The sequence below is a fragment of the Streptomyces radiopugnans genome, assembly GCF_900110735.1.
Classification (GTDB): Bacteria; Actinomycetota; Actinomycetes; order Streptomycetales; family Streptomycetaceae; genus Streptomyces; species Streptomyces radiopugnans.
This window is the reverse complement of the sequence record NZ_FOET01000001.1, coordinates 356,080-382,531: the sequence shown is the minus strand read 5'-3', so window position 1 is coordinate 382,531 and position 26,452 is coordinate 356,080. Positions and strand designations below refer to the sequence as shown.

Genomic DNA, 26,452 nt, shown 5'->3' with positions numbered 1-26,452 from the left:
GGGCTTACCCGGGAGGCCAGTTCAGGCCGCGCCCGCCGAGGACGTGGGCGTGCGCGTGCCAGACGGTCTGCCCGGCGCCCGCCCCGGTGTTGAACACGATCCGGTAGCCGACGGTGGCACCCCCGGGCGGGGCGATGTTCTCCTGCTCGGCGACCTCGCCCGCCGCGCGCAGCACGTCGGCGGCGAGCTGCGGGGCGGCGGCGGCCAGCGCGGCGGCGTCGGGGTGGTGCTCCTTGGGGATCACCAGCACATGGGTGGGCGCCTGCGGGTTGATGTCCCGGAAGGCGAGCGTGGTGTCGGTCTCGTGGACGATCGTCGCCGGAACGTCCCCCACGACGATCTTGCAGAACAGGCAGTCCGCCTGCGGTTCTTCCGCCACGGTGGCGCCTTTCGCTGTGGAGTGGGTCGATCGGTGGTCACGCAGCGCAGATCGTATACCCCGGCCGGGGCGCCGGTGATCAGGACCAGCGGCCGGTGCGTCCCAGCAGCAGCGCCGCCGCCGCCGTACCCGCTGTCGAGGTGCGCAGCACACTCGGGCCCAGCCGGTACGGGTGCGCGCCCGCCTGCGCGAACGCCTCCAGCTCCTCCGGCGCGACCCCGCCCTCCGGACCGACGACGAGCACCAGCTCGCCCCCGGCGGGCAGCTCGGCGGCCGCCAGCGGCAGCGAGCCCTCCTCGTGGAGGACCGCGGCGAAGGCGGCGGACGACAGCAGCGGGAGCAGCTGCCGGGTGGTGACCGGCTCGGCGACCTCCGGGAAGCGAAGCCTGCGCGACTGCTTGCCGGCCTCGCGCGCGGTGGAACGCCATTTGCGCAGCGCCTTCTGCCCGCGCTCGCCCCGCCACTGCGTGACGCAGCGCGACGCGGACCAGGGCACGATCGCGTCCACGCCCGTCTCCGTCATCGTCTCCACGGCCAGCTCGCCGCGGTCGCCCTTGGGCAGGGCCTGGACGACGGTGATCCGCGGACGCGGCTCCGGCTCGGTGCGCACCTCGGCGACGGCGACCTCCAGCCGGTCCTTCCCCTCGACGGCCGCGACGGTGCCGAAGGCCCCGGTGCCCGCACCGTCGGTGAGGACGATCTCCTCACCCGCGCGCAGCCGCCGTACCGCGACGGCGTGCCGCCCCTCGGGCCCCTCCAGCGCCAGTACGGCGCCGGGGGCGGCGCCGGCCAGGGCGGCGGTCTCGGTCAGGAAGACGGGGGCGGTCACGAGGGCCGCCCGGCGGGGTGCCCCGGCCGGGCGGCCGGGGTGATCAGCTCGGTGGGCATGACGGCATCCTGTCATGCCCCCGGACCCCGGCCGCCTTGGCCCAGCGCCGTCTCAGCACCGTCCCAGTGCCGCCTCAGCGCCCGTTGAACGCGTCCTTCAGCCGCGAGAACAGCCCCTGCTGACCCGGCTGGAACTGGCCTGTCGGCCGTTCCTCGCCCCGCAGCTTGGCCAGACGGCGCAGCAGCTCCTCCTGCTCCGGGTCCAGCTTGCTCGGCGTCTGGACCTCCACGTGGACGATCAGGTCGCCGCGGCCGCCGCCGCGCAGGTGCGTCACACCGCGCTGGTGGAGCGGGATCGACTGGCCGGACTGGGTGCCGGGCCGGATGTCGACCTCCTCCATGCCGTCCAGCGTCTCCAGCGGGACCTTGGTGCCCAGCGCCGCGGCCGTCATGGGGATGGTGACCGTGCAGTGCAGGTCGTCGCCGCGCCGCTGGAAGACCGGGTGCGGCACCTCGTGGATCTCGACGTACAGGTCGCCCGCCGGGCCGCCGCCCGGGCCGACCTCGCCCTCACCGGCGAGCTGGATGCGGGTGCCGTTGTCGACGCCGGCCGGGATCTTCACCGTCAGGTTGCGCCGCGAGCGCACCCGGCCGTCGCCGGCGCACTCCGGGCAGGGGGTGGGCACGACCGTGCCGAAGCCCTGGCACTGCGGGCAGGGGCGCGAGGTCATGACCTGGCCCAGGAAGGACCGGGTGACCTGCGAGACCTCTCCGCGGCCGCGGCACATGTCGCACGTCTGCGCGGACGTGCCCGGGGCCGCGCCCTCGCCGCTGCACGTGGTGCATACGACCGCCGTGTCCACCTGGATGTCCTTGGTGGTGCCGAAGGCCGCTTCGTCCAGCTCGATGTCGAGCCGGATCATGGCGTCCTGGCCTCGCCGGGTGCGGGACCTCGGCCCGCGCTGGGAGGCGGCGCCGAAGAAGGCGTCCATGATGTCGGAGAAGTTGCCGAAGCCCCCGCCGAAGCCGCCGCCCCGGCCCGCGCCGCCCATCGGGTCGCCGCCGAGGTCGTACATCTGCTTCTTCTGCGGGTCGGAGAGCACCTCGTAGGCGGTGTTGATCTCCTTGAAGCGCTCCTGCGTCTTCGGGTCCGGGTTGACGTCGGGATGCAGTTCGCGCGCGAGCCGGCGGAAGGCCTTCTTGATCTCGTCCTGCGAGGCATCGCGCTGCACGCCCAGGACCGCGTAGTAGTCGGTTGCCACTTACGACTCCGCGAGGATCTGTCCGACGTAACGTGCCACTGCGCGTACCGCTCCCATCGTTCCGGGGTAGTCCATCCGGGTCGGTCCGACCACACCGAGCTTGGCGACCGCCTCGTCTCCCGAACCGTAACCGACCGAGACGACCGACGTTGACGTCAGTCCCTCGTGAACATTCTCATGACCGATTCGCACCGTCATGCCCGGATCCTTCGCCTCCCCCAGCAGCTTGAGCAGGACGACCTGCTCCTCCAGAGCTTCCAGCACCGGCCGGATGGTCAGCGGGAAGTCGTGCACGAAGCGGGTGAGATTGGCGGTGCCGCCGATCATCAGCCGCTCCTCGGTCTCCTCCACCAGTGTCTCAAGGAGCGTGGCGAGCACCGCCGAGACCGTGCCGCGGTCCTCCTGGTCGAAGGACTCCGGCAGGTCCTGCACCAGCCTGGGCACCTCCGAGAAGCGCTCGCCGACCACCCGGCTGTTGAGCCGGGCGCGCAGGTCGGCCAGGGACGACTCGGAGATGGGGGCCGGGCAGTCCACCATGCGCTGCTCGACCCGCCCGGTGTCCGTGATCAGCACGAGCATCAGACGCGCGGGGGCCAGGAGCAGCAGTTCGACGTGGCGGACGGTCGAACGGGTCAGCGAGGGGTACTGGACGACGGCGACCTGGCGGGTGAGCTGGGCCAGCAGCCGCACGGTGCGGCTGACGACGTCGTCGAGGTCGACGGCGTCCTCCAGGAAGTTCTGGATCGCCCGGCGCTCCGGCTTGGACAGCGGCTTGACGCCCGCCAGCCTGTCGACGAACAGGCGGTACCCCTTGTCGGTGGGGATGCGGCCCGCGCTGGTGTGCGGCTGGGCGATGTACCCCTCGTCCTCCAGGGCCGCCATGTCGTTGCGCACGGTGGCCGGGGAGACCTGGAGGTTGTGCCGCTCGGTGAGGGCCTTGGACCCCACCGGCTCCTGGGTGCCCACGTAGTCCTGGACGATGGCGCGCAGGACTTCGAGTCTGCGTTCGCTGAGCATCTGGGCGCACCTCCCGTCCGGCCGTCTCTTCCGGTCCTCTTCCCTGGCACTCTCAGCCGGTGAGTGCCAGTCACCCTGTGCCAGTGTACGGCCGGTGACCACGGCCAGGGCAAGGGCGGCCGCCGACCGGGAGGGCGATCCGCACCACATCCCCGGCGGGCACCGCCCGCGTGATGGCGCTAGCGTCGCGGTATGGAGACGGATTGGGAAGAGCTGTCGCCTGGAGTCGTACGCCGCCGCATGCCCGGCTGGGACGAGACCGTCGGGGCCGTCGCGGGCGAGTCGGGGGTGCTGGTGGTCGACACGGGCGCGACGCTGGGTGACGGCGCGCGCGTCCGGCGGTACCTGCACGAGCGCTTCGGGCAGCCGGTGACCCATGTGGCGCTGACCCATCCGCACTTCGACCACGTCCTGGGCGCGTCGGCCTTCGCCGGGGTGGAGGTCTACGGGGCGGTGGGGATCGAGGACCTGCTGGTCCACTCCAAGGACGGGCTGCGCGAGGACGCCGTACGGCACGGTGTGGACCCGCGGGAGGCGGCCGAGGCGGTCGACGTGCTCGTCCACCCGCACCACCGGGTGGCCGGCGAGCTGACCGTCCGGCTGGGCGACCGGGAGGTGCTCCTTGCCAACGTCGGCCCGGCGCACACCGCCCACGACCTGGCCGTCGTGGTCCCCGGCGCCCCCGGCGGGCCGGACGTGGTCTTCTGCGGCGATCTGGTGGAGGAGTCCGGCGAGCCGCAGGCGGGCCCGGACTCCCACCCCGTCCACTGGCCGGCCGCGCTGGACCGGCTGCTCGCCCTGGGCGGCGAGGACGCGCTGTACGTGCCGGGCCACGGGGCGGTGGTGGACGCCGCCTTCGTCCGCGCCCAGCGCGACGCGCTGGCTGAGCGCTTCGGCGCCGGGTGACGGGTGGCGGGTGGCGGGTGGCGGATGACAGTTGGCGGGTGACGCGGCAGGCTTCACGGCGGGTTCCGTCTTCCGCCCCGGGTTTCGCGGTGGGGATCACGTAACACAATGACCGCATGCGCAGCAGACAGTACGGCCCCGACCTGACCCCTCCGTGGAAGCGGACCTCGGGGAACCACAGGCCCGCGCCCGAGGTTCCCGCCGAGCCGGACCTGGTGGTGGAGGAGGTCACGACCGGCTTCTGCGGGGCCGTGGTGCGCTGCGAGAAGACGGCGCAGGGGTTCACCGTCACACTGGAGGACCGCTTCGGCAGGCACCGGGTCTTCCCGATGGAGCCGCGCGGCTTCCTGCTGGAGGGGAAGGCCGTCACCCTGGTCCGGCCGCGGGCGGTGGCCCCGCCCGCTCCGCAGGCGCCCCGGCGCACCGCCTCGGGGTCGGTGGCGGTGCCGGGCGCCCGCGCCCGGGTGGCGCGGGCGGGGCGCATCTACGTCGAGGGGCGCCACGACGCGGAGCTGGTGGAGAAGGTCTGGGGCGACGACCTGCGGATCGAGGGCGTGGTCGTGGAGTACCTGGAGGGCGTGGACGACCTCCCGGCCGTCGTGGAGGCATTCGGCCCCACCCCCGAGGCCCGGCTGGGAGTGCTGGTGGACCATCTGGTGCCCGGTTCCAAGGAGTCCCGGATCGCCGATCGGGTCACCGGCGAGAACGTGCTGGTCGTCGGCCACCCGTACATCGACGTCTGGGAGGCGGTGAAGCCGTCCGCGCTGGGCATCGACGCCTGGCCCGAGGTGCCGCGCGGCCAGGACTGGAAGACGGGGGTGTGCCGGGCGCTGGGCTGGCCGGAGAACACCGGCGCGGCGTGGAAGCGGATCCTGGGGAGCGTGCGCGACTACACGGATCTGGAGCCGGGGCTGCTCGGCCCGGTCGAGCGGCTGATCGACCACGTCACGGTGGGCGGACCCACCGGTCCGTGAACCCGGCCGCACGGACGCACGGACGTCCGCCGCCGGCCGTCCGTGCGGGTCCGGGACGGAAGAGGTCCGGGGCAGGTGCGGGGCGGGTGCGGGACAATGGACCCCATGCCTTCCGCACTCCCCGACGGCGAGCCCGTCCCCGCCGACGGATCCCTGCCCGCGCACGCCCTGGCGGACGCGGCGCGGCGCCCCCTCGGCTTCTACCTGCACGTGCCGTACTGCGCGACGCGCTGCGGCTACTGCGACTTCAACACCTACACCGCGAGCGAGCTGCGCGGCTCCGGGGGCGTCCTCGCCTCGCGGGAGAACTACGCGCGGACGCTGGCCGAGGAGGTGCGGCTGGCCCGCAAGGTGCTCGGCGACGACCCCCGGCCGGTGGAGACGGTCTTCGTCGGCGGCGGCACCCCCACCCTGCTGCCCGCCGCCGACCTGGGGCGGATGCTGGCCGTGATCCGCGAGGAGTTCGGGCTGGCGGAGGACGCGGAGGTCACCACGGAGGCCAACCCGGAGTCCGTCGACCCGGCCTACCTGGCCGACCTGCGCGAGGCGGGCTTCAACCGGATCTCCTTCGGCATGCAGAGCGCCCGGCGGCACGTGCTGGCCGTGCTGGACCGCACCCACACCCCGGGCCGCCCCGAGGCGTGCGTGGCCGAGGCCCGCGCGGCGGGCTTCGAGCACGTCAACCTTGACCTGATCTACGGCACCCCGGGCGAGAGCGACGACGACTGGCGGGCCTCGCTGGAGGCCGCCCTCGGCGCCGGGCCCGACCACGTCTCGGCGTACGCGCTGATCGTGGAGGACGGCACGCGGCTGGCCGCCCGCATCCGGCGCGGCGAGGTGCCGATGACGGACGACGACGTGCACGCCGACCGCTACCTGATCGCCGAGGAGATGCTGTCGGCGGCCGGTCTCAGCTGGTACGAGGTGTCGAACTGGGCGTCGACGGAGGCCGCCCGCTGCCGCCACAACGAGCTGTACTGGACGGGCGCCGACTGGTGGGGCGCCGGTCCGGGGGCGCACAGCCACGTCGGCGGGGTGCGCTGGTGGAACGCCAAGCACCCGGGCGCGTACGCCCAGGCGCTCGCCGAGGGCCGCTCACCGGGCGTGGGCCGCGAGGTGCTGGACGCCGGGGACCGGCGCGTGGAGCGGATCCTGCTGGAGCTGCGGCTGGTGGACGGCGTACCGCTGGACGTCCTGGCCCCGGCCGGGGCGCGCGCCGCCGAGCGGGCGCTGGCGGACGGGCTGCTGCGCCCGGAGGCGTACGAGCGCGGGCGCGCGGCGCTGACCCTGCGCGGCCGGCTGCTGGCTGACGCGGTGGTCCGCGACCTGGTGGACTGAGCGGACCGGTCCGCCCCAGCCCGCCCCGGTCCGTCCCCCGCTCCCCGAACCGCGCCTCCCGGACGGCCGCCCCCGCCGGGCCCCTGGTGCCCGGCGGGGGCGGTCCGAGAAAGCGGTCCGGAGCGGTCCGGGGGCGGCGCGCCCCCGGGTCTCACGTCTCGCGGGTGCCCTCGTACATCTCCTCGATCAGGTGGCCGAACTCCTTCTCCACCGCGGGCCGCTTCAGCTTCAGGCTCGGGGTGAGCTCGCCGTGCTCGATGTCCAGGTCGCGCGGCAGGATCCGGAACTTCTTGATCGTCTGCCAGCGCTGGAGGCCTTCGTTGAGGCGCTGGACGTAGCCGTCGACGAGCTTGTGGACCTCCTCGGAGCCGACGACCTCCGCGTAGCTCTTCCCGCCGAGCCCGTGCTCCTCGGCCCATCCCATGATGGTGGCCTCGTCGAGCGCGATGAGCGCGGTGCAGTAGTTGCGGTCGGCGCCGTGCACCAGGATGTTGGAGACGTAGGGGCAGACCGCCTTGAACTGCCCCTCGACCTCGGCCGGGGCGATGTACTTGCCGCCCGAGGTCTTGATCAGGTCCTTCTTGCGGTCGGTGATCCGCAGGTAGCCGTCCTCCGACAGCTCGCCGATGTCGCCGGTGTGGAACCAGCCGTCCTCCTCCAGGACCTCGGCGGTCTTCTCCGGCAGCTTGTGGTAGCCCTGCATGATGCCGGGGCCGCGCAGCAGGATCTCGCCGTCCTCGGCGATGCGCACCTCGGTGCCGGGCAGCGGCTTGCCGACCGTGCCGGTGCGGTACGCCTCGCCGGGGTTGACGAAGCTGGCGGCGCTGGACTCGGTGAGCCCGTAGCCCTCCAGGATGTGGACGCCGGCGCCGGAGAAGAAGTAGCCGATCTCCGGGGCCAGGGCGGCGGAGCCGGAGACGCAGGCGCGCAGTCTGCCGCCGAAGGCCTCACGGAGCTTGGCGTAGACGAGCTTGTCGGCGATCGCGTGCTTCGCCCTCAGGCCGGCGGGCGCGGAGGCCGTGCCGGTGCGGCGGAAGTTGTCCTGGGTGACCTTGGCGTACTCGCGCGCGACCCCGGAGGCCCACTTGAAGATCTTGTACTTGGCGCCGCCTCCCGCCCGCGCCTTGGCGGCGACCCCGTTGTAGACCTTCTCGAAGATCCGGGGTACGGCGGCCATGTAGGTGGGCTGCACGACCGGGAGGTTCTCGATGATCTTGTCGACCCGGCCGTCCACGGCGGTGACGTGGCCGGCCTCGATCTGGGCCGCGGTGAGCACCTTGCCGAACACGTGCGCCAGCGGCAGCCACAGGTACTGCACGTCGTCGGCGCGTACCAGATCCGTCGCGGTGATGGCCTTGGCCATGTAGGACCAGGCGTCGTGCGGCAGCCGTACGCCCTTGGGCCGGCCGGTGGTGCCGGAGGTGTAGATCAGGGTGGCGAGCTGGTCGGAGCGCAGGGCGCCGACGGTCTCCTTGACCGCCTCGGGGTGCTCCTCCAGGTATGCCTCGCCGCGCTTGCGCAGCTCGTCCAGCGACAGCACCCAGCCCTCCGGGTCGCCCTCGGCGGCCACGGCGCCCTCCGCCTCGATGACGACGACGTGGGCGAGGTTCGGCAGCTCCGCCCGGCGCTCACGGGCCTTGGCGAGCTGCTCGGCGTCCTCGGCGATCAGCACCCGACTCTCGGAGTCGGCGAGGATGTAGGCGGTCTCCTCGGCGTTGGTGCTGGGGTAGACGGTCGTGGTGGCCGCCCCTGCGCACAGCACGCCCAGGTCGCACAGGATCCAGTCGACCCGGGTGTTGGAGGCGATGGCGACCCGCTCCTCGGGCCTCACGCCCAGGTCCATCAGGCCCGCGGCGATCGAGAAGACGCGCCGCGCGGCCTCGCCCCAGGTGTAGGAGCGCCACTCGTCCGGTCCCTTGCCGGAGGCGGGGGACACGGGGTAGCGGTACGCCTCGCCTTCCGGGGTCGCCTCGATGCGCTCCAGGAAGAGGTTCGCCACCGAGGGCGGACGGTTCTCGATCAGGGACTGGTGGTCGCTCACAACATCCTCCGGGGCCCGCGACGGTGCAGGGGGGTGGCTCCAAGGCTCGGTCCACCGCGAGTGCTGGGGTGGGAAGGGGTGGAACGGTTCCGTGCTGTGCGTGCTGGTCTGTGCGTATTGAGTGACTCGCGAGTAACAACCGAGCGGGCGATCAGCCTAAGGCGGAAGGCCCCGCCTTGAAAGGGCTTGCACGTCGCCTACGTGAAGCCGTGACCTGTGCGATACATACACCACATACCCCGCCGCCCACCCGTGCGCCCGCGGACGGGCCCCGCACGTGTGAGGGTGCCCACCGGCCCGTACGGGCCGGTGGGCACCCTCACAGACGCTCCGTCCTGCGGCTCCGCCCGCGCACCGGCCCGTACGGCCGGCCCCGGGCGGGCCTACTTCTTGCCCTTGGCTTCGCCGCCGCCGTCGGAGTCCGAGGAGAGCGCGGCGATGAAGGCCTCCTGCGGGACCTCCACCCGGCCCACCACCTTCATGCGCTTCTTGCCCTCCTTCTGCTTCTCCAGCAGCTTCCGCTTGCGGGAGATGTCACCGCCGTAGCACTTGGCGAGCACGTCCTTGCGGATGGCGCGGACGGTCTCGCGGGCGATGACGCGCGAGCCGATGGCGGCCTGGATGGGCACCTCGAACTGCTGCCGCGGGATGAGCTCGCGCAGTTTGGAGGCCATCCTGACGCCGTAGCTGTACGCCTTGTCCTTGTGGACGATCGCGGAGAAGGCGTCCACCTTGTCGCCGTGCAGCAGGATGTCGACCTTGACCAGGTCGGCGGTCTGCTCGCCGGTCGGCTCGTAGTCGAGCGAGGCGTAGCCGCGGGTCTTGGACTTGAGGGCGTCGAAGAAGTCGAAGACGATCTCCGCCAGCGGAAGGGTGTAGCGCAGTTCGACGCGGTCCTCGGACAGGTAGTCCATGCCCAGCAGGTTGCCGCGCCGCGACTGGCACAGCTCCATCACGGCGCCGACGAAGTCGTTGGGGGTCAGCACCGTCGCGCGGACGACCGGCTCGTGAACCTGGGCGACCTTGCCCGTCGGGTACTCGCTGGGGTTGGTGACGACGTGCTCGGTGCCGTCCTCCATGTCCACGCGGTAGACCACGTTGGGCGCGGTGGCGATCAGGTCGAGCCCGAACTCGCGCTCCAGGCGCTCGCGGATGACCTCCAGGTGCAGCAGGCCGAGGAAGCCCACGCGGAAGCCGAAGCCGAGGGCGGCGGACGTCTCCGGCTCGTAGACCAGCGCGGCGTCGTTGAGCTGGAGCTTGTCCAGGGCGTCGCGCAGCTCGGGGTAGTCCGAGCCGTCCAGCGGGTACAGGCCGGAGAACACCATCGGCTTGGGGTCCTTGTAGCCGCCCAGCGGCTCGGTGGCCCCCTTGGAGAACTGGGTGATGGTGTCGCCGACCTTGGACTGGCGCACGTCCTTCACACCGGTGATCAGATATCCCACCTCACCGACGGACAGACCGTCGGCGGGCAGCATCTCCGGGCTGTTGGTACCGATCTCCAGCAGCTCGTGGGCGGCGCCGGTGGACATCATCTGGATGCGCTCGCGCTTGGAGAGCTTGCCGTCGACGACCTTCACGTACGTCACGACGCCGCGGTAGGCGTCGTAGACCGAGTCGAAGATCATGGCGCGGGCGGGGGCGTCCGCGACGCCGACCGGGGCCGGGACCTGCCGCACGACCTCGTCCAGCAGCGCCTCGACGCCCTCGCCGGTCTTGGCGGAGACCTTCAGCACCTCCGACGGGTCGCAGCCGATGAGGTGCGCCAGCTCGGCGGCGAACTTCTCCGGCTGGGCGGCCGGGAGGTCGATCTTGTTGAGGACGGGGATGATCGTGAGGTCGTTCTCCATCGCCAGGTAGAGGTTGGCGAGAGTCTGGGCCTCGATGCCCTGGGCGGCGTCGACCAGGAGGATGCACCCCTCGCACGCGGCCAGCGAGCGGGACACCTCGTAGGTGAAGTCGACGTGCCCGGGGGTGTCGATCATGTTCAGGATGTGGGTCGTCCCCTTGTCCTCGCCCTCCGTGGGGGCCCACGGCAGGCGGACCGCCTGGGACTTGATCGTGATGCCGCGCTCGCGCTCGATGTCCATGCGGTCGAGGTACTGGGCGCGCATCTGGCGCTGCTCGACGACACCGGTGAGCTGGAGCATCCGGTCGGCGAGCGTCGACTTGCCGTGGTCGATGTGCGCGATGATGCAGAAGTTGCGGATCAGCGCCGGGTCGGTACGGCTCGGCTCCGGCACGTTCGATGGGGTCGCGGGCACGCAGGGTCCTGTCGGGTCATGGCTCGGGTCGGTACGTCTCCCCCATCGTCCCACGAGTGGCGCTTACGGTCCGGTTTGGGAGCCGATCTGGCCTGCTGGTACCCTGACCGACTGTGTCTCATTGCCCTCGCGCGGGGCCCGGCGCGCGGACGGTGCGACGGGACCGCACGGGGAGACAGGGGCACGGAATCACACCTCATCACACCCGAGAAGGCTCTTTCGTGGCGAACATCAAGTCCCAGATCAAGCGGATCAAGACCAACGAGAAGGCCCGCCAGCGCAACAAGGCGGTCAAGTCCGAGCTGAAGACCGCGATCCGCCGCACCCGCGAGGCGATCGCCGCCGGTGACGCCGAGAAGGCCGCCGAGGCCGCGCGCCTGGCCGGCAAGAAGCTGGACAAGGCCGCCAGCAAGGGCGTGATCCACAAGAACCAGGCCGCCAACAAGAAGTCGGCGCTGGCCCAGAAGGTCTCCGCTCTCAAGGGCTGAAGCCCCCGGACCGTCGGCTGACGGTCCACCCCGGTGCCGAAGCGGACTCCAGCGGACCCTCTCACCGCTCCGTACCGGCCCACCGCGCCGCACGCGGCCTGCGTTCGCCACGCGGGTGCGGCGCACCGAGAAGTTCCGGGCCGAGAGCCTGAAGCGACTGCCCGCCGTGATCCCCCACGGCGGGCAGTACGCGTTCGGTGCTCAGCCCAGGGGGATCTCCAGGTCGATGCCGCTCTCCTCCACGGTGAACCCGCCGGCGTCCTCGACCCGCAGCAGCCGGATCCGGCCGGGGTCGACCGAGTCCCTGACCTCCTTCGCGCCGGAGACGCTCGCGAAGGTGCTCTGCCCCAGGAAGCAGCGCAGCCTCCAGGTGGCGCCCGCCGGTATCGTCCGGTTCTTCTCGTCCAGGCCGCCCATGTCGCCGTCCTCGCCGGGCGGCGCGTCCGTCCGCAGGCACGAGATCCTGTCGGCGCAGTGCTCGGAGTAGCTGTCGCACTGCCGCAGGGTGTTCCCCTCCGGCGCCGCGCTCCTGGGCACGTCGATCCGCCAGTGGGTCAGGACGTCGCCCAGCGGCGCGCTCCGGTCCTTCTGGAGGTTCCTCACCGCCACGTCCACGTGGACGAAGACGTGTCCGGGACGTGCCGACACCGCCTCCCCGCCGTTCTCCTCCCCGATCTCCGGAACCGTCCCCGCGCCCATCCCGACGACCTCGAAGCGGTACCCCTCGCCGTCGGTGACCGTCACCGCGGGCCCGGAGGGCTTCTCCTCACCGGGCTCCTGCCCGGGGGACTCCCCGGCCGGGGCGGCGTCCCGGGACGAGGAGTCAGCCGGCGGCCGGGGGCCGTCGTCCCTCTCTCCCGAACCGCAGCCGGCCGATAAGCACATCGCCGCCAGCGCCACGCACACCGTCCACCGTCTGGCTCTCATTCGCCCCACCCGTTCCGTGTCCGGACCGATCGGCCGGCCAAGAGGATTCCGGCGGCGTACGCCGCGGTCAAGCCGCCGTGGTCAGGGCGGGCACCCGGCTCAGCGGGAACGGGCCGCGCGGGCGATGGTGATGACGGCCTTCTCCAGGGCGTACTCCGGATCGTCGCCGCCGCCCTTGACCGCCGCGTCGGCCTCGGCCACCGCACGCAGAGCCGCCGACACCCCGGCCGCCGACCAGCCGCGCATCTGCTGGCGGACCCGGTCGATCTTCCACGGCGGCATGCCCAGCTCACGTGCCAGGTCGCCGGGACGCATCCCGCGCGGGGCCGACATCAGCTTGCCGATGCCCCGCACCCCCTGGGCCAGGGCGCTGGTGACCAGCACCGGGGCCACACCCGTCGACAGCGACCAGCGCAGTGCCTCCAGCGCCTCGGGCAGCCTGCCCTCCACGGCCCGGTCGGCGATGGTGAAGCTGGAGGCCTCCGCGCGCCCGCTGTAGTAGCGGGCGACGACGGCCTCGTCGATGGTGCCCTCGACGTCGGCGGTGAGCTGGGAGCAGGCACTGGCCAGTTCGCGCAGATCGCTGCCGAGGATCTCCACCAGGGCCTGGCAGGCCTCCGGCGTGGCCGAGCGCCCGGCGGCGCGGAACTCGCCGCGCACGAACGCCTGCCGGTCGGCGGGCTTGGTCATCTTCGGGCAGGCGACCTCGCGCGCGCCCGCCTTGCGCGCTGCGTCCAGCAGTCCCTTGCCCTTGGCGCCGCCCGCGTGCACCAGGACCAGGGTGATCTCCTCGGCCGGGGAGCCCAGATACGCCTTGACGTCCTTGACGGTGTCCGCCGCGAGGTCCTGCGCGTCCCGGACGACCACGACCTTGCGCTCGGCGAAAAGGGACGGGCTGGTCAGCTCCGCCAGCGTGCCGGGCCGCAGGTCGGCGGGGGCGAGTTCGCGCACGTCGGTGTCGGCGTCGGCGGCCCTGGCCGCGTCGATCACCTGGCGCACCGCGCGGTCGAGCAGCAGATCCTCCTGGCCCACCGCGAGCGTGACGGGGGCTAGGGGGTCGTCGGTCGAGGACTTCCTGGTTTTACCGGCCATCGCGCACCAGCATCCCACGAGCCGCGGACAGTCCGGCGGCGGCCGGGGCTGCCCGGAAGCCGCTCGGGGCCGCTCGGGGCCTGCGCGCGGGCCGCCCCGGCGGCTGTCGCACAATGACGCGGTGGACGACGTACGACACATCCTGGTGCTCCCCGACCGCGACGCCGCGGAGGAGGTGGCCGAGGAGGTCGCCGAACGGCTCGGCCTGGCGGAGGAGCCGCGGCCGGTCCGCGAGGCGCTGGCGGGTGAGGACGACGCGGAGGACGCCCAGTGGCTGGTCGTGCTCGACGACCCGGGCGGCGCGTACGACCCGGCCGAACTGGACGCCCTCGCAACCGAGTACGACGGCTGGCTGGAGCGGGGCTGAGGCGGCGCGCGGGATCCGGCGACCGGACCGGACCGGACTGGAGCGGACCGGGCTGCCGTCGCGGTGGCCGGGTGCGAGGCCCGCGGGGTCGGGGCGCGCGGGAGTAGGGCGCGCGGTCCAGGGCGTCCGCCCGATGCGCCGTGCCGTGCCTCCGGTTACCGTCCGGCGCATGACGGTCTCTCACCCGGCTCCGCGCACGGCGGAGCAGCGCAGGCGCGATGTGCTGGAGCGCCTGGAAGAAGATGCGGACGCCTGGGTGTCCACGGTGAATCCCGATGCCACCCCCTGCCTCGTGCCGCTGTCGTTCCTCTGGTCCGAAGGCTCGCTGGTGATGTCCACCCGGGACTCGCGCCCCACCGTCCGCAATCTGCGGGCCGTGCCGCGAGCGCGGGTGGCGCTGGGGCACACGCGGGACGTGGTGCTGATCGACACCCGTGCCGGGATCCTCGGCCCCGGCGAGCTGCCCGGACGGGAGGCGGACGCGTTCGCCGCGAAGCTGGGCTGGGATCCGCGCGAGAAGCCCGGATGGCTCTACCTCCGGCTGCGGCCGGAGAGGCTGCTGGCCTGGCGTGAGGAGAACGAACTGGCCGACCGGGAGCTGATGCGCGACGGTCTGTGGCTCGCCCGCTGACGGCTTCGCCGACGGCCCTTCGGCGAAGCGCCGGGACAGGACGGCCCCCGCGGTACGGCGGCCGTCGCGGCCCTCAGCCCGACGCGACCACCGTGCCGTCCGCGGTGACGGCCAGGGAGCCGTGGGTGTCGGTGCGCAGGACGGCGGAGCCCGAGTCGCGCAGCCCGGCGAGGACCTTCGGGGACGGGTGTCCATAGGGGTTGTCCTCTCCGCAGGAGACGAGGGCGACGCGGGGGCTCAGCCGCTCCAGCAGGGCCGGGTCCTGGTGGGCCGAGCCGTGGTGGGCCACCTTGAGGACGTCCACCGCGGGCAGGTCGGGGTGTGCCTCCAGCAGGCCGCGCTGTGCCGGGGGTTCGAGGTCGCCGGGGAGGAGGACGGTCAGGCCGGCCGCGCGGACGAGGAGGGTGACGCTGGCGTCGTTGGCGTCCTCGCCCGAGGGGGAGGGCGGTCCGGGCGGCGGCGGCCGGCGGGGCCAGAGCACCTCCCAGGACAGATCGCCGATCCGGCGCCGCTCCCCCGGCCCCGCCCCGATCACCGGCACCCTCGCTCGGGCGGCCTCGCGCCGTACCGCCGCCGCCTGCCCGGCCGGTTCGTTCCGGTCGGTGGTCTGGATCGCCCCGACCGCACGGCCCCTCAGCACACCGGGCAGTCCGGCGACATGGTCGGCGTGGAAGTGGGTGAGCACCAGCAGGGGGACGGCCGTGACGCCGAGGGCTCTCAGGCAGCGGTCCGCCGTCTCCGGATCGGGGCCGGCGTCGACGACCACGGCCGCGCCCTCCCCGGCCGCCAGCGCCAGCGCGTCCCCCTGGCCCACGTCGCAGACCGCCAGCCGCCAGCCGGGCGGCGGCCAGCCGGTGAGGGGGCGGATCAGCGGGACGGGGCGCAGGACCGCCAGGGCCAGCAGTACGGCGCAGGCCGCGCAGAGCCACCGGTGCCGCACCAGCCGGCGGGCGGCCAGGACCGCCGCCGCGGTGAGCGCGGCCAGCAGCAGTGCGCCGGTCCAGCTGCCCGGCCAGTCGATCTCGGCGCCGGGCAGGGAGGCCCCCGCCCGGGCGATGGCGGCGACGGCCCCGGTGGGCCAGCCCGCCGACCAGGCCAGCGCCTCGGCCAGGGGCGGCGCGAGGGGTGCCGTGACCAGGGCCGCGAAGCCGAGCACGGTGGCGGGCGCGACCAGGAACTCGGCCAGCATGTTGCACGGGATCGCCACCAGGCTGACGTGGGCCGCGAGGACCGCGACCACGGGCGCGCACACCGCCTGCGCCGCCGCGGCCGCCGCCAGCGCCTCGGCGAGCCTTCCCGGCACTCGCCGGCGGCGCAGGGCCTCGCTCCAGCGGGGTGCGACGGTGAGCAGCGAGCCGGTGGCCAGGACCGAGAGGATGAAGCCGAAGTCGCGGGCGAGCCACGGGTCGTAAAGGACGAGCAGCAGTACGGCGGCGGCCAGGGCCGGCAGCAGGGAGCGCCGCCGTCCGGTGCCGATCGCCACGATGGTGATCAGCCCGCAGGCCGCCGCCCGGAGCACGCTGGGCTCGGGACGGCAGACCACCACGAAGGCGAGGGTGAGCAGCGCCCCGGCGACCGCGGTGGTGCGCAGCGACATCCCCAGCCGGGGCGCCATGCCCCGGCGTTCGGCGCGTACGGCCCGGTCCGGCGGCCCGATGAGCAGCACCAGCAGGATCGCGAGGTTCGCACCGCTGACCGCCAGCAGGTGGAGCATGTCGACGGCCCGGAAGGCGGCGTCGAGATCGGGCGGGATGCGCGAGGTGTCGCCGACGACCAGTCCGGGCAGCAGCGCCCGCGCGTCGCGCGGCAGCCCGTCGCTGGCCTCCCGCAGCCCGGAGCGCAGCTCTCCCGCGGTGCGCTGGACCGCCGTCGGCCCGGCGGTCACCGTGGGCGGCCCACCGGCGCTCACCCTCAGGACGGCGGCGACGTCGCGGCCCCCGGCCCCGTCGTCCCGGGGCGGCAGGAGCCGGGCCTGGAGCCGCAGCCGGGTGGAGGGCAGCAGATCGAGCCATCCCGCCGGTGGCCCGGCCGCCGAGTCCGTCCCCCGTACCAGGACGAGCACCGGCGACCGGGTGGCGGTCACCGTGCCGTCGGCGGTGGTGACGCGCAGGGCCTCGGCGCGCAGCATCACCGTGCCCGCCGGCTGCTCCGAGCCGCGTACGCGTGGCCGGACGAGGCGCGGATCACCGGTGACGGCCACCTCGGCGGTGACGTGCGCGTACTGCCGGGCCGCCGCGGGCAGCGGGCCCCGGTGCAGGTCGGCCGCGTGCGCCGCGGCCACCCCGCCGCCGGCGGCGGCGCACACCAGCGTCATGGCGGCGGCCGTACGCCCGCCTCCCCGGATTCCGCCACGGCGGATCCCACCGCAGCGGATTCCGCCACGGCCCCGTGCCAGGACCAGGGACACCGCCGCGCCCAGGAGGCACAGTGCCACGCCGGTGACGGCCGCGCCGCCCGGAGCACCCAGGGCCAGGGCCGCCGCGCCCCAGGCGGCCAGCGCGGGCGGCACCAGCCGCAGGTCGGCCGGTCCCTCCTGGCGCGGCTCCGCCGCCCCCAGCCGGCGGCCAGCGGCGGAGTGGACCGCCGACCGGGCCGCCGTACCGGTCGGCGCACTCGTGGTCACGGCCCGACCAGCGGCTTCAGCTCGGCGAAGCGGCGTTCCCCGATCCCGGTGACCTCGCGGAGCTCCTCGACGGAGGAGAAACCGCCGCGCTCGGTGCGGTGGTCGATGATGCGCTGGGCCATCACGGGGCCGATGCCGGGCAGGGCGTCGAGCTGGTCGGCCGTGGCGGAGTTGAGGCTGACCGGTCCGCCCACCGCCGGCCCGCCCCCGCCCCCGCCCCCGGCCGCGGCGGCGGCGGCGGGCGGACCGGGGACGGCTGCCGCCGTGGGAGGCTCCCCGACGACGATCTGCTCGCCGTCGGCCAGCGGCCGGGCGCGGTTGAGGCCGTGGAGGTCGGTGCCCGGCCGGACACCGCCCGCGGCCCGCAGTGCGTCGGCCACACGGGCTCCGGCCGGCAGCCGGTGGACCCCGGGCCTGCGCACCTCGCCCGCCACGTCCACCAGCAGCGGCCCTCCTGCGGAAGCCGCGCCGGGGGCCGGGCCGGGAGCCGCGGCGGGCGCCGGGACGGAGGTGGGTCCCGGGAGAAAGGACGGGGAGGGTGCGGGGCGCGAGCGGGAGGCCGACTCCACAGGCGGTGCCTGCACCATCTGCGGGCGTCCGCTCCAGAAGTGGTGTGCGGCGAATCCGAGGGCCAGGGCCAGGGCCAGGGCGAGTGCGGCCAGCGTGCGTGGTTCCACTCCGCACCGCGTGCGCACCCACAGCGGCAGCCTGTCCCGCACGGCCTCCGCCAGCCGTGCGCGCCGGGACTCGTCCACAGGACCGGTGTCCGCGGGGTCGGCGCCCGGAGTGGCCGCGGGATCGGGCGCAGGGCCGGGGTCGGGAGCGCGACCGGGAACGGAACCGGAAACACGGCCGGGAGCGGGTCCGGGAACGGGACGGGCCGGGCGCGGCGCGGGCACCCGCTCCGCCGCCAGGCGGGCGGCCCGCGCCTGCCGGACCGCGTCGTGTGCGGCCGTGATGGCCTCCGTCCGCGACAGCCGGACGGGCGACCCGCAGGTGTCCGGCCCGCGCGGCTCCGGCCCCGGCACCGGCGGGACGTCCCCGAGCAGCGCGCCCGCGCGCTCCCGCAGGGGCGCCGCCTCGGTGGCCCGCCGGAGTTCCCGCCGACGCCTGCGCCGCCCCCCGTTCGGGACCGTGCCGTCGGGGCCCCGGTGGCGGCCGGGGCCTGCCGCCAGAGGACGCAGGGGCGGGCGGGTGGAAGGACGGGAGGCAGGGGCACGGGAGACAGGGGTGCGCGGCCGGAGGCGTGGTGGGGTGCTCATGCCGCCCGACGGTAGGCGGGAACGCCGGTCCCGTCCGGGCACGGCTTTCTTCCGTGGATTACCGGCCGGTTGTGGACAACTCCGTCACCTGCCGGAGTGACACCACGACGCCCAGCAGCCCCGGCCCCGTGTGTGCGCCGATGACCGCCCCCACCTCGCTGACGTGCAGTTCCCCGAGCCCCGGCAGCCGGTCTCGCAGTCGCTGCGCGAGCTGGTCGGCACGGTCCGCGGCCGACAGGTGGTGGACGGCGACGTCCACGTCGGCACCGCCCGCCCGCTCCGCCACGATCTCCTCCAGGCGGGCGATGGCCCGGGAGGCGGTGCGGACCTTCTCCAGCATGCCGATACGGCCGTCTTCCAGCTCCAGCAGGGGCTTGACCGCCAGGGCCGATCCCAGCAGGGCCTGGGCCGCGCCGATGCGGCCGCCGCGCCGCAGGTACTCCAGGGTGTCCACGTAGAAGAACGCGGAGGTCCCCTCCGCCCGCTTCCGGGCCGCGGCGACCGTCTCGTCCAGCGTGCCGCCCGCCTCGGCGGCCTCGGCCGCGGCCAGGGCGCAGAAGCCCAGCGCCATCGCCACCATGCCGGTGTCCACCACCCGCACCGGCACGGGGGCCTCACGCGCGGCGGTCACGGCCGCGTCGTAGGTGCCGGACAGCTCGGCCGACAGGTGGAGGGAGACGATGCCCTCCACTCCCGGCTCCCGCGCGATGGAGCGGTACACCTCGGCGAACACCTGCGGGCCGGGACGGGATGTGGTGACGGACCGCCGTTTCCGCAGGGCCTCGGCCAGCGAGCGGGCGGAGAGCTCGGTGCCCTCCTCCAGTGCCCGGTCGCCCAGCACCACGGTCAGCGGCACCGAGGCGATGCGGTGGTGTTCCAGTGCCGCCTGCGGCAGGTAGGCCGTGGAATCAGTGACGATCGCGACATGGCGGGACATGGGGCGGAGATTACCGGGCCCTTCCCCGCCGCGATGCGGCGAGCGGTGCGACGCGGTCCGCGGTACGGCGGTCCGCTGCCCGGTGGTTCACTCGACGGCCTTTCGCGGTGGTGCGGTTCGGGTGATCAGGAGGGGCGGTGCGGGCCGGTCCGCCCGGCACGGCCGGGCGCGGAGGACCCCGCGGGATTCAGGACGCGCTCTGCGGGCGGCCCCTGCCGAAGTCCGGGCCGAACTCCTTGGTGAAGTCGGTGCCGAATTCCGCCGTGCGGTCGTGCGAGGCGTCCTTCGGGCCCTCGATGCCCGGCGTCTGCGGGGTCTCCGCGCTAGGTGCGGCGGCCTCGGAGGCCGTGCCGGGAACGGCACCGGGAGCGGTCTCGGAGGCAGGGGCGGGGGCGGGGGCCGTCCAGTGCCGCAGCGCGCCCGCCTCGATCTCGATCTGCTCGCTCAGCGCGGCCAGCCCGTCCTCGTCGTGCCGCCGGGCCCGGTCCTGCGCGGCGAAGCGCAGCGAGTCGGCGGAGGCGCGGATGCGGCCGGCGCGCTCCCGCGCGTCCGGGAGCCGGGCGGCGATCCGGCCGCGGTCCGGCTCCCGCTCCATCAGCAGCCGCAGTTCGCCGTCGAGCTGGCGGGCGTGCTCTTCGAGCCGGTCGAGCAGGCCGGCCGCCTCGCTCAGCGAGGGGTCGTGCCGGATCCCGGTCTCCAGTGCGCGGCGCGTACTGTCCAGAGAAGTGCGCAGCTCCAGTCGTACGCGGGCCAACTCCCCCACGGGGCCCGGCTGGGCGCTGCGGGCCTTCAGCGTGGTCTCCTCGACGGTGCGGCGCACCTGCTGCCCCGTCCGCTCCACGCCGCGCCTGACCGCTCGCACGGTCTTCACCGTGGCGATCGCGCCGAGGACGACGAAGAGTACGAAGAGGAAGGCCAGCAGACCGATGACGAACTCCACAGCTCCGCTCCCTCGTCGGCAGGTGTGCCACCGCCCTCCGGAGCCCGGAGGGGGCGGTCGTCCTCCCAGGGTAAACGCGCGGGGCCGGTCCCGGGTTCCGGCGGGCCCGGAACGCCCCCGCATCCGTCCCGTAGGGGTCCCGGGAGCACCCCGGAACGGAGCCCGCCCTCCCCCGTCCCCCCCTCTCCCTCCCCGCCTTCTCGCCGCCGCGCGCCCGCTGGTCTACCGTCGGTCCACGCCCGTACTGGACTGGATGGTGGTGCGCCGATGCACACGCACGCGGAGACGGACCCGGCCGGACGCCGGGCCGGGGACCCGGCCGGGAGCCCGCCCGGCGACCTGGCCGGTGACCTGGCCGCCATCGTGGGACGCGACCACGTCAGGACTGACGACGGGGCGCTGGCCGCCTACGCCCGCGACGCCACCCCCCTCTTCCACGCCCGGCCGCAGGCCGTGGTGCTGCCCGGCTGCACCGAGGAGGTCGCCGCGGTCCTGCGGTACGCCACCGAGCGGGGCGTACCGGTCGTACCGCGCGGCGCGGGCTCCAACCTGTGCGCCGCCACCGTGCCCCTGCGCGGCGGCATCGTCATGGTGCTCACCCGGCTCGACCGGATCCTGGAGGTCAGCCCCGCCGAGCTGCTGGCCCGCGTCCAGCCCGGGGTGACCACCACCGCACTCGCGGACGCGGCGGCGCGCGAAGGCCTGCTGTACGCCCCCGACCCCGGCAGCCGGACCGTCTCCACCGTCGGCGGCAACGTGGCGACCTGCGCAGGTGGCCTGCGCGGCCTGAAGTACGGCGTCACCCGCAACCACGTGCTCGGCCTGGAGGCCGTCCTGCCCACCGGTGAGGTCGTCCGCACCGGCGGGCGGCTGTGGAAGGACGTGGCCGGCTACGACCTCACCCGGCTGCTGACCGGCTCCGAGGGCACCCTCGCGGTGATCACCGAGGCCACCGTGGCCCTGCTGCCCGCCCCCGAGGAGACCGGCACCGGGGTCGCCTACTTCGACTCCCTCGCCGACGCCTCCCGGGCCGTGGCGGCCGTCATCGCCGACGGGATCGTCCCGGCCACGCTGGAGTTCCTCGACCGCAAGTGCGTCTCGGCCGTCGAGGAGTTCGCCGGGCTCGGCCTGCGGCGGGACGCCGGGGCGCTGCTGCTCTTCGGCGACGACGGGTCCAGGCGCACCGTGGCCGGCACCCTCGCCCGTATCGGGGAGGTGTGCCAGGGGGCCGGCGCCCTGGAGGTCACCCTCGCCGAGGACGTCGCCCGCGCCGACGCCCTGCTCGCCGCCCGCCGCTGCTCACTCCCGGCGCTCTCCCGGCTGGGTTCGCTCACGATCCTGGAGGACGCCACCGTGCCCCGCCACCGGCTCGCCGAAATGGTGGACCGCATCGACGAGACCGCCGACCGCCACGACCTGCGGATCGCCACCTTCGGCCACGCCGGGGACGGCAACCTCCACCCCACCTGCGTACTCGACCCCGACGACGGCGAGGGGGCCGAGCGCGCCCACCGGGCGTTCGCCGAGATCTTCGCGGCCGCCATCGCCCTGGACGGCACCATCACCGGCGAGCACGGCGTGGGTGCGGCCAAACTGCCCTACCTGGCCGACCGGATCGGGGACGACCAGGTCGCCCTGCTGCGCCGCATCAAGAAGGCCTTCGACCCGGCGGGCATCCTCAACCCGGGAAAGCTCGGATCCTGACTTCCTCCCCGCCCGAAGGCGGGGGTGTCCACGGAGGAATCCCATTGACCGACTCCGCACCCCGTCCCGCGTCCCGCCCCGATCCCGCCTCCGCCCCCGAGCCCCCGTCCGGCCCCGCCCCCGGCCGGGGCGAGGGCCTCGGCGTCTTCGACAAGGCTCTGCTCGACCGCTGCATCTCCTGCGGGTTCTGCCTGCCCGCATGCCCCACCTACTCCCTCACCCGCCAGGAGCCGTCCTCCCCGCGCGGCCGCATCACCCTGATGCGGGCGCTGGAGTCCGGCGACCTCGCCCCGGACGACCCCACCCTGGCCGAGGAGTCGTCGTTCTGCCTGGGCTGCCGGGCCTGCGAGACGGTCTGCCCGGCGGGAGTGGAGTACGGGCGGCTGCTGGAGCAGTGGCGCGACCACCAGTGGCAGGGGCGCGACCGGCCCCTGATCGCCCGTCTGCTGATGGCCGTGGTGTCCCGGCCGTGGCTGCTGCGGCTCCAGGGGCTGGTGCGTCGCCACGCCCGCGACCGCCGCGCCGCCCGCGGCCGCCGTCTCGCGCACGGGGAGCGTGAGCAGGCGGTGTCGCTGATGCTGGGCTGCGTCGAGCGCGGGCTGTACCCGTCCGTCTCGCGCGCCGTGCGCGAGCTGCGGCCGGAGGTCACCGTCCCCTCGGGGCAGGGCTGTTGCGGCGCGCTGCACGCCCACAACGGCGACTCCGCCGCCGGTGCCGAGATGGCCCGCGCGCTCGGCGAGCGGCTGCCCGGCACCGTCGTGACCACCTCCGGCGGCTGCGCCGCCCACCTCGCCCACCACCTGGGCCGGGACCGCGTCAGGGAGCTGAGCGACTATCTGGAGCGCACCGGCCACCGTCCCGCGGGCCGGGTCACGGTCGGCGGCCGTCCGGCGCGGGTCGCCCTCCAGGACTCCTGCCACCTGCGCAACGGCCTGGGCGTGACCCGTCCGCCCCGCGAACTCGTCGCCGCGGTGGCCGACTACGTCGAGCTGCCCGGCGCGGGCGACTGCTGCGGCGCCGCCGGCACGTACGCGATGCTGCGGCCGGACGACAGCCGGGCCGTGCTGGATCCGAAGCTGGAGGCCCTGCGGAAGCTGGACGTGGACTACGTCGTGGCGGTCAACCCCGGCTGTCTGCGCCAGTTGCGGCAGGGGCTGCGCCGCACGCGCTCCCGGACGAAGGCCGTGCACCTCGCCGAACTGCTCGCCATGGCAGCGCGGTCGGAGCCGGAAGGCGAGCCGGATCCCGAACCGGACCCCGGGCAGGGAACGGTCGCCGGACCGGCGGAGGGCTGAACGCGCACGGCTGCGGGCCGCGGCCGGCCGGCCGCGGCCCGCAGCCGCATCACGTACGTGCCCGGGGGTCAGGCGGGAACGATGTTCACCAGCTTCGGCGCCCGCACGATCACCTTGCGGACGTCCGCTCCGCCCAGCGCGCCGGTGATCGCCGGCTCGGCCAGCGCCCGGGCCTCCAGGTCGGCCTCGGAGATGTCCGGGGCGACCTCCAGCCGGGCCTTGACCTTGCCCCGCACCTGCACGACGCAGGTCACGGTCTCGTCCACCACGTACCGCGGATCGGCCACGGGGAAGTCCTCGTGGACGACGCTGGTGTCGTGGCCCAGCCTGCGCCACAGCTCCTCGGCGATGTGGGGGGCCAGCGGCGCGATCAGCAGCACCATGCGCTCGGCCACCGAACGCGGCACCTCGCGCAGCCGGGTGACGTGGTTGTTCAGCTCGGTGATCTTCGCGATGGCGGTGTTGAAGCGCAGGCCCTCCATGTCCTGCCGCACCCCGTCGACCGCCTTGTGCAGCGCGCGCAGGGTCTCCTCGTCCGGCTCGGCGTCGACGACCGCGACCTCGCCCGTCGTCTCGTCGACGACGTTGCGCCACAGCCGCTGCAGCAGCCGGTACTGGCCGACGACCGCGCGGGTGTCCCACGGGCGGGAGACGTCCAGCGGGCCCATGGCCATCTCGTACAGCCGCAGGGTGTCGGCGCCGTACTCCGCGCAGATCTCGTCCGGAGTGACGGCGTTCTTCAGGGACTTGCCCATCTTGCCCAGCGCCCGGCTGACCTTCTCGCCGCCGTACCAGTAGGCGCCGTCGCGCTCCTCGACCTCGGCGGCGGGCACCGCGATGCCGCGGGAGTCGCGGTAGACGTAGGCCTGGATCATGCCCTGGTTGAACAGCTTGTGGAACGGCTCGGCCGAGGAGACGTGCCCCAGGTCGTACAGCACCTTGGACCAGAAGCGGGCGTACAGCAGGTGCAGCACGGCGTGTTCGGCGCCGCCGACGTACAGGTCCACGCCGCCGGTGGGCATCCCCTCGCGCGGGCCCATCCAGTAGCGCTCGATCTCCGGGTCGACCAGCTTCTCGTCGTTGTGCGGGTCCAGGTAGCGCAGCTCGTACCAGCAGGAGCCGGCCCAGTTGGGCATGGTGTTGGTCTCGCGGCGGAACCTGCGCGGGCCGCGCCCGTCGCCCAGGTCCAGCGTGACGTTCACCCACTCCTCGTTCCGCGACAGCGGGGTCTCGGGCTCGGTGTCGGCGTCGTCGGGGTCGAAGGTGCGCGGGGAGTAGTCCTCGACCTCGGGCAGTTGCAGCGGCAGCATCGACTCCGGCAGCGCGTGTGCCACGCCGTCCTCGTCGTAGACGATCGGGAACGGCTCGCCCCAGTAGCGCTGGCGGCTGAACAGCCAGTCGCGCAGGCGGTAGTTGACGGTGCCCTCGCCGATGCCGCTCTCGGTCAGCCACTCGGTCGTCCGGGCCTTGGCCTCGGTCACGCCCAGACCGTCCAGCGACACCTCCACACCGGTGGAGTTGATGATCGCGGCGTCGTAGGAGGAGAAGGCGTCGTCCCAGGTCGCCGGGTCGGTGCCGCGGCCGTCGGTCGGCTCGACCACGCAGCGCATGGGCAGTTCGAAGGCGCGGGCGAAGGCGAAGTCGCGGCTGTCGTGCGCGGGGACGGCCATGATCGCGCCGGTGCCGTAGCCCATCAGCACGTAGTCGGCGATGAAGACGGGGATCCGCTCGCCGCCGGCCGGGTTGACGGCGTAGGCGCCGGTGAAGACGCCGGTCTTCTCCTTGGCCTCTGCCTGCCGTTCGACGTCCGACTTGGCGGCCGCCTGCTTGCGGTACTCCGAGACCGCCTCGGCCGGGGTGGAGTGGCCGCCCGTCCACACCTCGCGGGTGCCCTCGGGCCAGGCCTCGGGGACGATCCGGTCCACCAGCTCGTGCTCGGGCGCCAGCACCATGTACGTGGCCCCGAACAGCGTGTCCTGACGGGTGGTGAAGACGGTGATCCGCTCAGCGGAGCCCTCGCCGGCCCCGTCGACCGGGAACTCGATGCGGGCGCCCTCGCTGCGGCCGATCCAGTTGCGCTGCTGCAGCTTGATCGCCTCGGGCCAGTCCAGTGCGTCCAGGTCGCGCAGCAGCCGCTCGGCATAGGCGGTGATGCGCATGTTCCACTGGCGCAGCTTGGCCTTGAAGACGGGGTAGTTGCCGCGCTCGGAGCGGCCCTCGGCGGTGACCTCCTCGTTGGCCAGGACGGTGCCCAGGCCGGGGCACCAGTTGACCGGTGCGTCGGAGGCGTACGCCAGGCGGTACTGCCCCAGTACGTCGGCCCGCTCGCTCTCGCTCAGCTCGCTCCAGGCCCGGCCGTCCGGGGTGGGACGCGCGCCGGATTCGAACTGCTCGACCAGTTCGGAGATCGGCCGGGCCCGGTCGGCCTCCTCGTCGTACCAGGAGTTGAAGATCTGCAGGAAGATCCACTGGGTCCACTTGTAGTAGTCCGGGTCGATCGTGGCGAAGGACCGGCGCTGGTCGTGGCCCAGGCCCAGCCGCCGCAGCTGGGCCTTCATGTTCTCGATGTTGGCCTCGGTGGACACCCGCGGGTGGGTGCCGGTCTGCACGGCGTACTGCTCGGCGGGCAGGCCGAAGGCGTCGAAGCCCAGGGTGTGCAGCACGTTGTGGCCGGTCATGCGCAGATAGCGCGCGGTGACGTCCGTGGCGATGTAGCCCAGCGGATGGCCGACGTGCAGGCCCGCGCCCGAGGGGTACGGGAACATGTCCATGATGAAGCGCTTGGGGCGGGCGACGGTCTCCGGGTCGCCGGCCAGGTCCCCGCTGGGATTGGGCGCCTCGTACACGCCGCGCTCGTCCCAGAAGTCCTGCCAGCGCGCCTCGATCTCCGCGGCCAGCGCGGCCGTGTAGCGATGGGGGGCCGCGGTCTCCGCGGCGGCGGTGGTCTCGCTCATCGTCCTCTAAGCTCCATCGGTCGTCGTCTGCCTGCGGGAGGGCTCACGGCCCGTAAACGAAAAGACCCCTCGCACAGGAGGGGACGCCGCGCTGATTCCGACCTCACCGGAACCGGGACCGGAGGGTCGGCGCTGGTTCAGCGCGGCCCGCTAAGCAGAAGGCGTACGGCACGCATGCCGTCAGGGTACCGCAAGGCCTCCCCGGCCCCGGCGGCCGTCCGGGGCC

The 26,452-nt window shown here is 74.0% G+C and carries 21 protein-coding genes; 8 read left to right on the top strand and 13 right to left on the bottom strand.

Annotated elements, in window-relative coordinates; genetic code table 11:
- Positions 1-4 precede the first annotated feature (4 nt).
- The 4 genes from BMY40_RS01620 to hrcA all read right to left on the bottom strand — a co-directional run bounded on the left by BMY40_RS01620 (position 5) and on the right by hrcA (position 3,486).
- The gene (locus BMY40_RS01620; protein ID WP_093654551.1) at positions 5-379 is read right to left on the bottom strand and encodes a histidine triad nucleotide-binding protein; all 375 of its coding nucleotides are present in this window, start codon (positions 377-379) and stop codon (positions 5-7) included.
- Between the two features lie 79 nt (positions 380-458).
- Complete coding sequence (locus BMY40_RS01615) at positions 459-1,208, bottom strand: 16S rRNA (uracil(1498)-N(3))-methyltransferase (protein ID WP_093654549.1); 750 nt, start codon at positions 1,206-1,208, stop codon at positions 459-461.
- Between the two features lie 133 nt (positions 1,209-1,341).
- Complete coding sequence (gene dnaJ / locus BMY40_RS01610) at positions 1,342-2,469, bottom strand: molecular chaperone DnaJ (protein WP_093654547.1); 1,128 nt, start codon at positions 2,467-2,469, stop codon at positions 1,342-1,344.
- Positions 2,470-3,486, bottom strand: a complete 1,017-nt coding sequence (hrcA, locus tag BMY40_RS01605) for a heat-inducible transcriptional repressor HrcA (protein ID WP_093654545.1) — start codon at positions 3,484-3,486, stop codon at positions 2,470-2,472. It lies immediately after the preceding gene.
- Between the two features lie 192 nt (positions 3,487-3,678).
- On the opposite strand from hrcA, the gene BMY40_RS01600 reads away from it, so the two are divergent.
- From BMY40_RS01600 to hemW, 3 genes are all read left to right on the top strand, one after another.
- Positions 3,679-4,392 (top strand): MBL fold metallo-hydrolase, encoded by a 714-nt coding sequence (locus BMY40_RS01600; RefSeq protein ID WP_093654543.1) that lies wholly within the window; start codon positions 3,679-3,681, stop codon positions 4,390-4,392.
- Between the two features lie 116 nt (positions 4,393-4,508).
- A complete protein-coding gene (locus BMY40_RS01595) occupies positions 4,509-5,366 on the top strand; it encodes a DUF3097 domain-containing protein (RefSeq protein ID WP_093654541.1) in 858 nt (285 codons plus the stop codon).
- A 105-nt stretch (positions 5,367-5,471) separates the two neighbouring features.
- The gene (hemW, locus tag BMY40_RS01590) at positions 5,472-6,704 is read left to right on the top strand and encodes a radical SAM family heme chaperone HemW (protein ID WP_093655666.1); all 1,233 of its coding nucleotides are present in this window, start codon (positions 5,472-5,474) and stop codon (positions 6,702-6,704) included.
- A 151-nt stretch (positions 6,705-6,855) separates the two neighbouring features.
- On the opposite strand, the gene BMY40_RS01585 is transcribed toward hemW, so the two are convergent.
- Together BMY40_RS01585 and lepA are read right to left on the bottom strand one after the other, a co-directional pair.
- The gene (locus BMY40_RS01585; protein WP_093654539.1) at positions 6,856-8,745 is read right to left on the bottom strand and encodes an AMP-dependent synthetase/ligase; all 1,890 of its coding nucleotides are present in this window, start codon (positions 8,743-8,745) and stop codon (positions 6,856-6,858) included.
- 383 nt (positions 8,746-9,128) lie between these two features.
- Positions 9,129-11,006: a translation elongation factor 4 gene (gene lepA / locus BMY40_RS01580; RefSeq protein ID WP_093654537.1), complete on the bottom strand. Its 1,878-nt coding sequence runs from the start codon at positions 11,004-11,006 to the stop codon at positions 9,129-9,131.
- A gap of 221 nt (positions 11,007-11,227) precedes the next feature.
- Between lepA and rpsT the strand changes: the two genes are divergently transcribed.
- A complete protein-coding gene (rpsT, locus tag BMY40_RS01575) occupies positions 11,228-11,494 on the top strand; it encodes a 30S ribosomal protein S20 (protein WP_093654535.1) in 267 nt (88 codons plus the stop codon).
- A 201-nt stretch (positions 11,495-11,695) separates the two neighbouring features.
- On the opposite strand, the gene BMY40_RS01570 is transcribed toward rpsT, so the two are convergent.
- Together BMY40_RS01570 and holA are read right to left on the bottom strand one after the other, a co-directional pair.
- A complete protein-coding gene (locus BMY40_RS01570; protein WP_143071717.1) occupies positions 11,696-12,421 on the bottom strand; it encodes a hypothetical protein in 726 nt (241 codons plus the stop codon).
- Between the two features lie 99 nt (positions 12,422-12,520).
- On the bottom strand, positions 12,521-13,513 hold the full coding sequence (gene holA / locus BMY40_RS01565; protein ID WP_093654531.1) for a DNA polymerase III subunit delta: 993 nt from the start codon (positions 13,511-13,513) through the stop codon (positions 12,521-12,523).
- 121 nt (positions 13,514-13,634) lie between these two features.
- Here holA and BMY40_RS01560 point away from each other — a divergent pair, with 121 nt between their 5' ends.
- The gene (locus BMY40_RS01560; protein ID WP_093654529.1) at positions 13,635-13,880 is read left to right on the top strand and encodes a hypothetical protein; all 246 of its coding nucleotides are present in this window, start codon (positions 13,635-13,637) and stop codon (positions 13,878-13,880) included.
- 169 nt (positions 13,881-14,049) lie between these two features.
- A complete protein-coding gene (locus BMY40_RS01555; protein ID WP_093654527.1) occupies positions 14,050-14,511 on the top strand; it encodes a pyridoxamine 5'-phosphate oxidase family protein in 462 nt (153 codons plus the stop codon).
- A gap of 73 nt (positions 14,512-14,584) precedes the next feature.
- On the opposite strand, the gene BMY40_RS01550 is transcribed toward BMY40_RS01555, so the two are convergent.
- The 4 genes from BMY40_RS01550 to BMY40_RS01535 form a co-directional block, all read right to left on the bottom strand.
- Positions 14,585-17,134 (bottom strand): ComEC/Rec2 family competence protein, encoded by a 2,550-nt coding sequence (locus tag BMY40_RS01550; protein ID WP_093654525.1) that lies wholly within the window; start codon positions 17,132-17,134, stop codon positions 14,585-14,587.
- A complete protein-coding gene (locus BMY40_RS01545) occupies positions 17,131-17,889 on the bottom strand; it encodes a ComEA family DNA-binding protein (protein WP_342745052.1) in 759 nt (252 codons plus the stop codon). Before BMY40_RS01545 ends, BMY40_RS01550 begins: the two co-directional genes overlap by 4 nt.
- Positions 17,890-18,454: 565 nt before the next feature.
- The gene (locus BMY40_RS01540) at positions 18,455-19,333 is read right to left on the bottom strand and encodes a DegV family protein (RefSeq protein ID WP_093654521.1); all 879 of its coding nucleotides are present in this window, start codon (positions 19,331-19,333) and stop codon (positions 18,455-18,457) included.
- A 187-nt stretch (positions 19,334-19,520) separates the two neighbouring features.
- A complete protein-coding gene (locus BMY40_RS01535) occupies positions 19,521-20,273 on the bottom strand; it encodes a tetratricopeptide repeat protein (RefSeq protein WP_177213827.1) in 753 nt (250 codons plus the stop codon).
- 267 nt (positions 20,274-20,540) lie between these two features.
- On the opposite strand from BMY40_RS01535, the gene BMY40_RS01530 reads away from it, so the two are divergent.
- Together BMY40_RS01530 and BMY40_RS01525 are read left to right on the top strand one after the other, a co-directional pair.
- On the top strand, positions 20,541-21,977 hold the full coding sequence (locus BMY40_RS01530; RefSeq protein ID WP_093654519.1) for an FAD-binding oxidoreductase: 1,437 nt from the start codon (positions 20,541-20,543) through the stop codon (positions 21,975-21,977).
- Between the two features lie 44 nt (positions 21,978-22,021).
- Positions 22,022-23,272 (top strand): (Fe-S)-binding protein, encoded by a 1,251-nt coding sequence (locus tag BMY40_RS01525; RefSeq protein WP_093654517.1) that lies wholly within the window; start codon positions 22,022-22,024, stop codon positions 23,270-23,272.
- 68 nt (positions 23,273-23,340) lie between these two features.
- Here BMY40_RS01525 and leuS read toward each other — a convergent pair whose 3' ends face one another.
- Positions 23,341-26,226, bottom strand: coding sequence for a leucine--tRNA ligase (gene leuS / locus BMY40_RS01520; RefSeq protein ID WP_093654515.1), 2,886 nt, complete (start codon positions 26,224-26,226; stop codon positions 23,341-23,343).
- Positions 26,227-26,452: the final 226 nt, after the last annotated feature.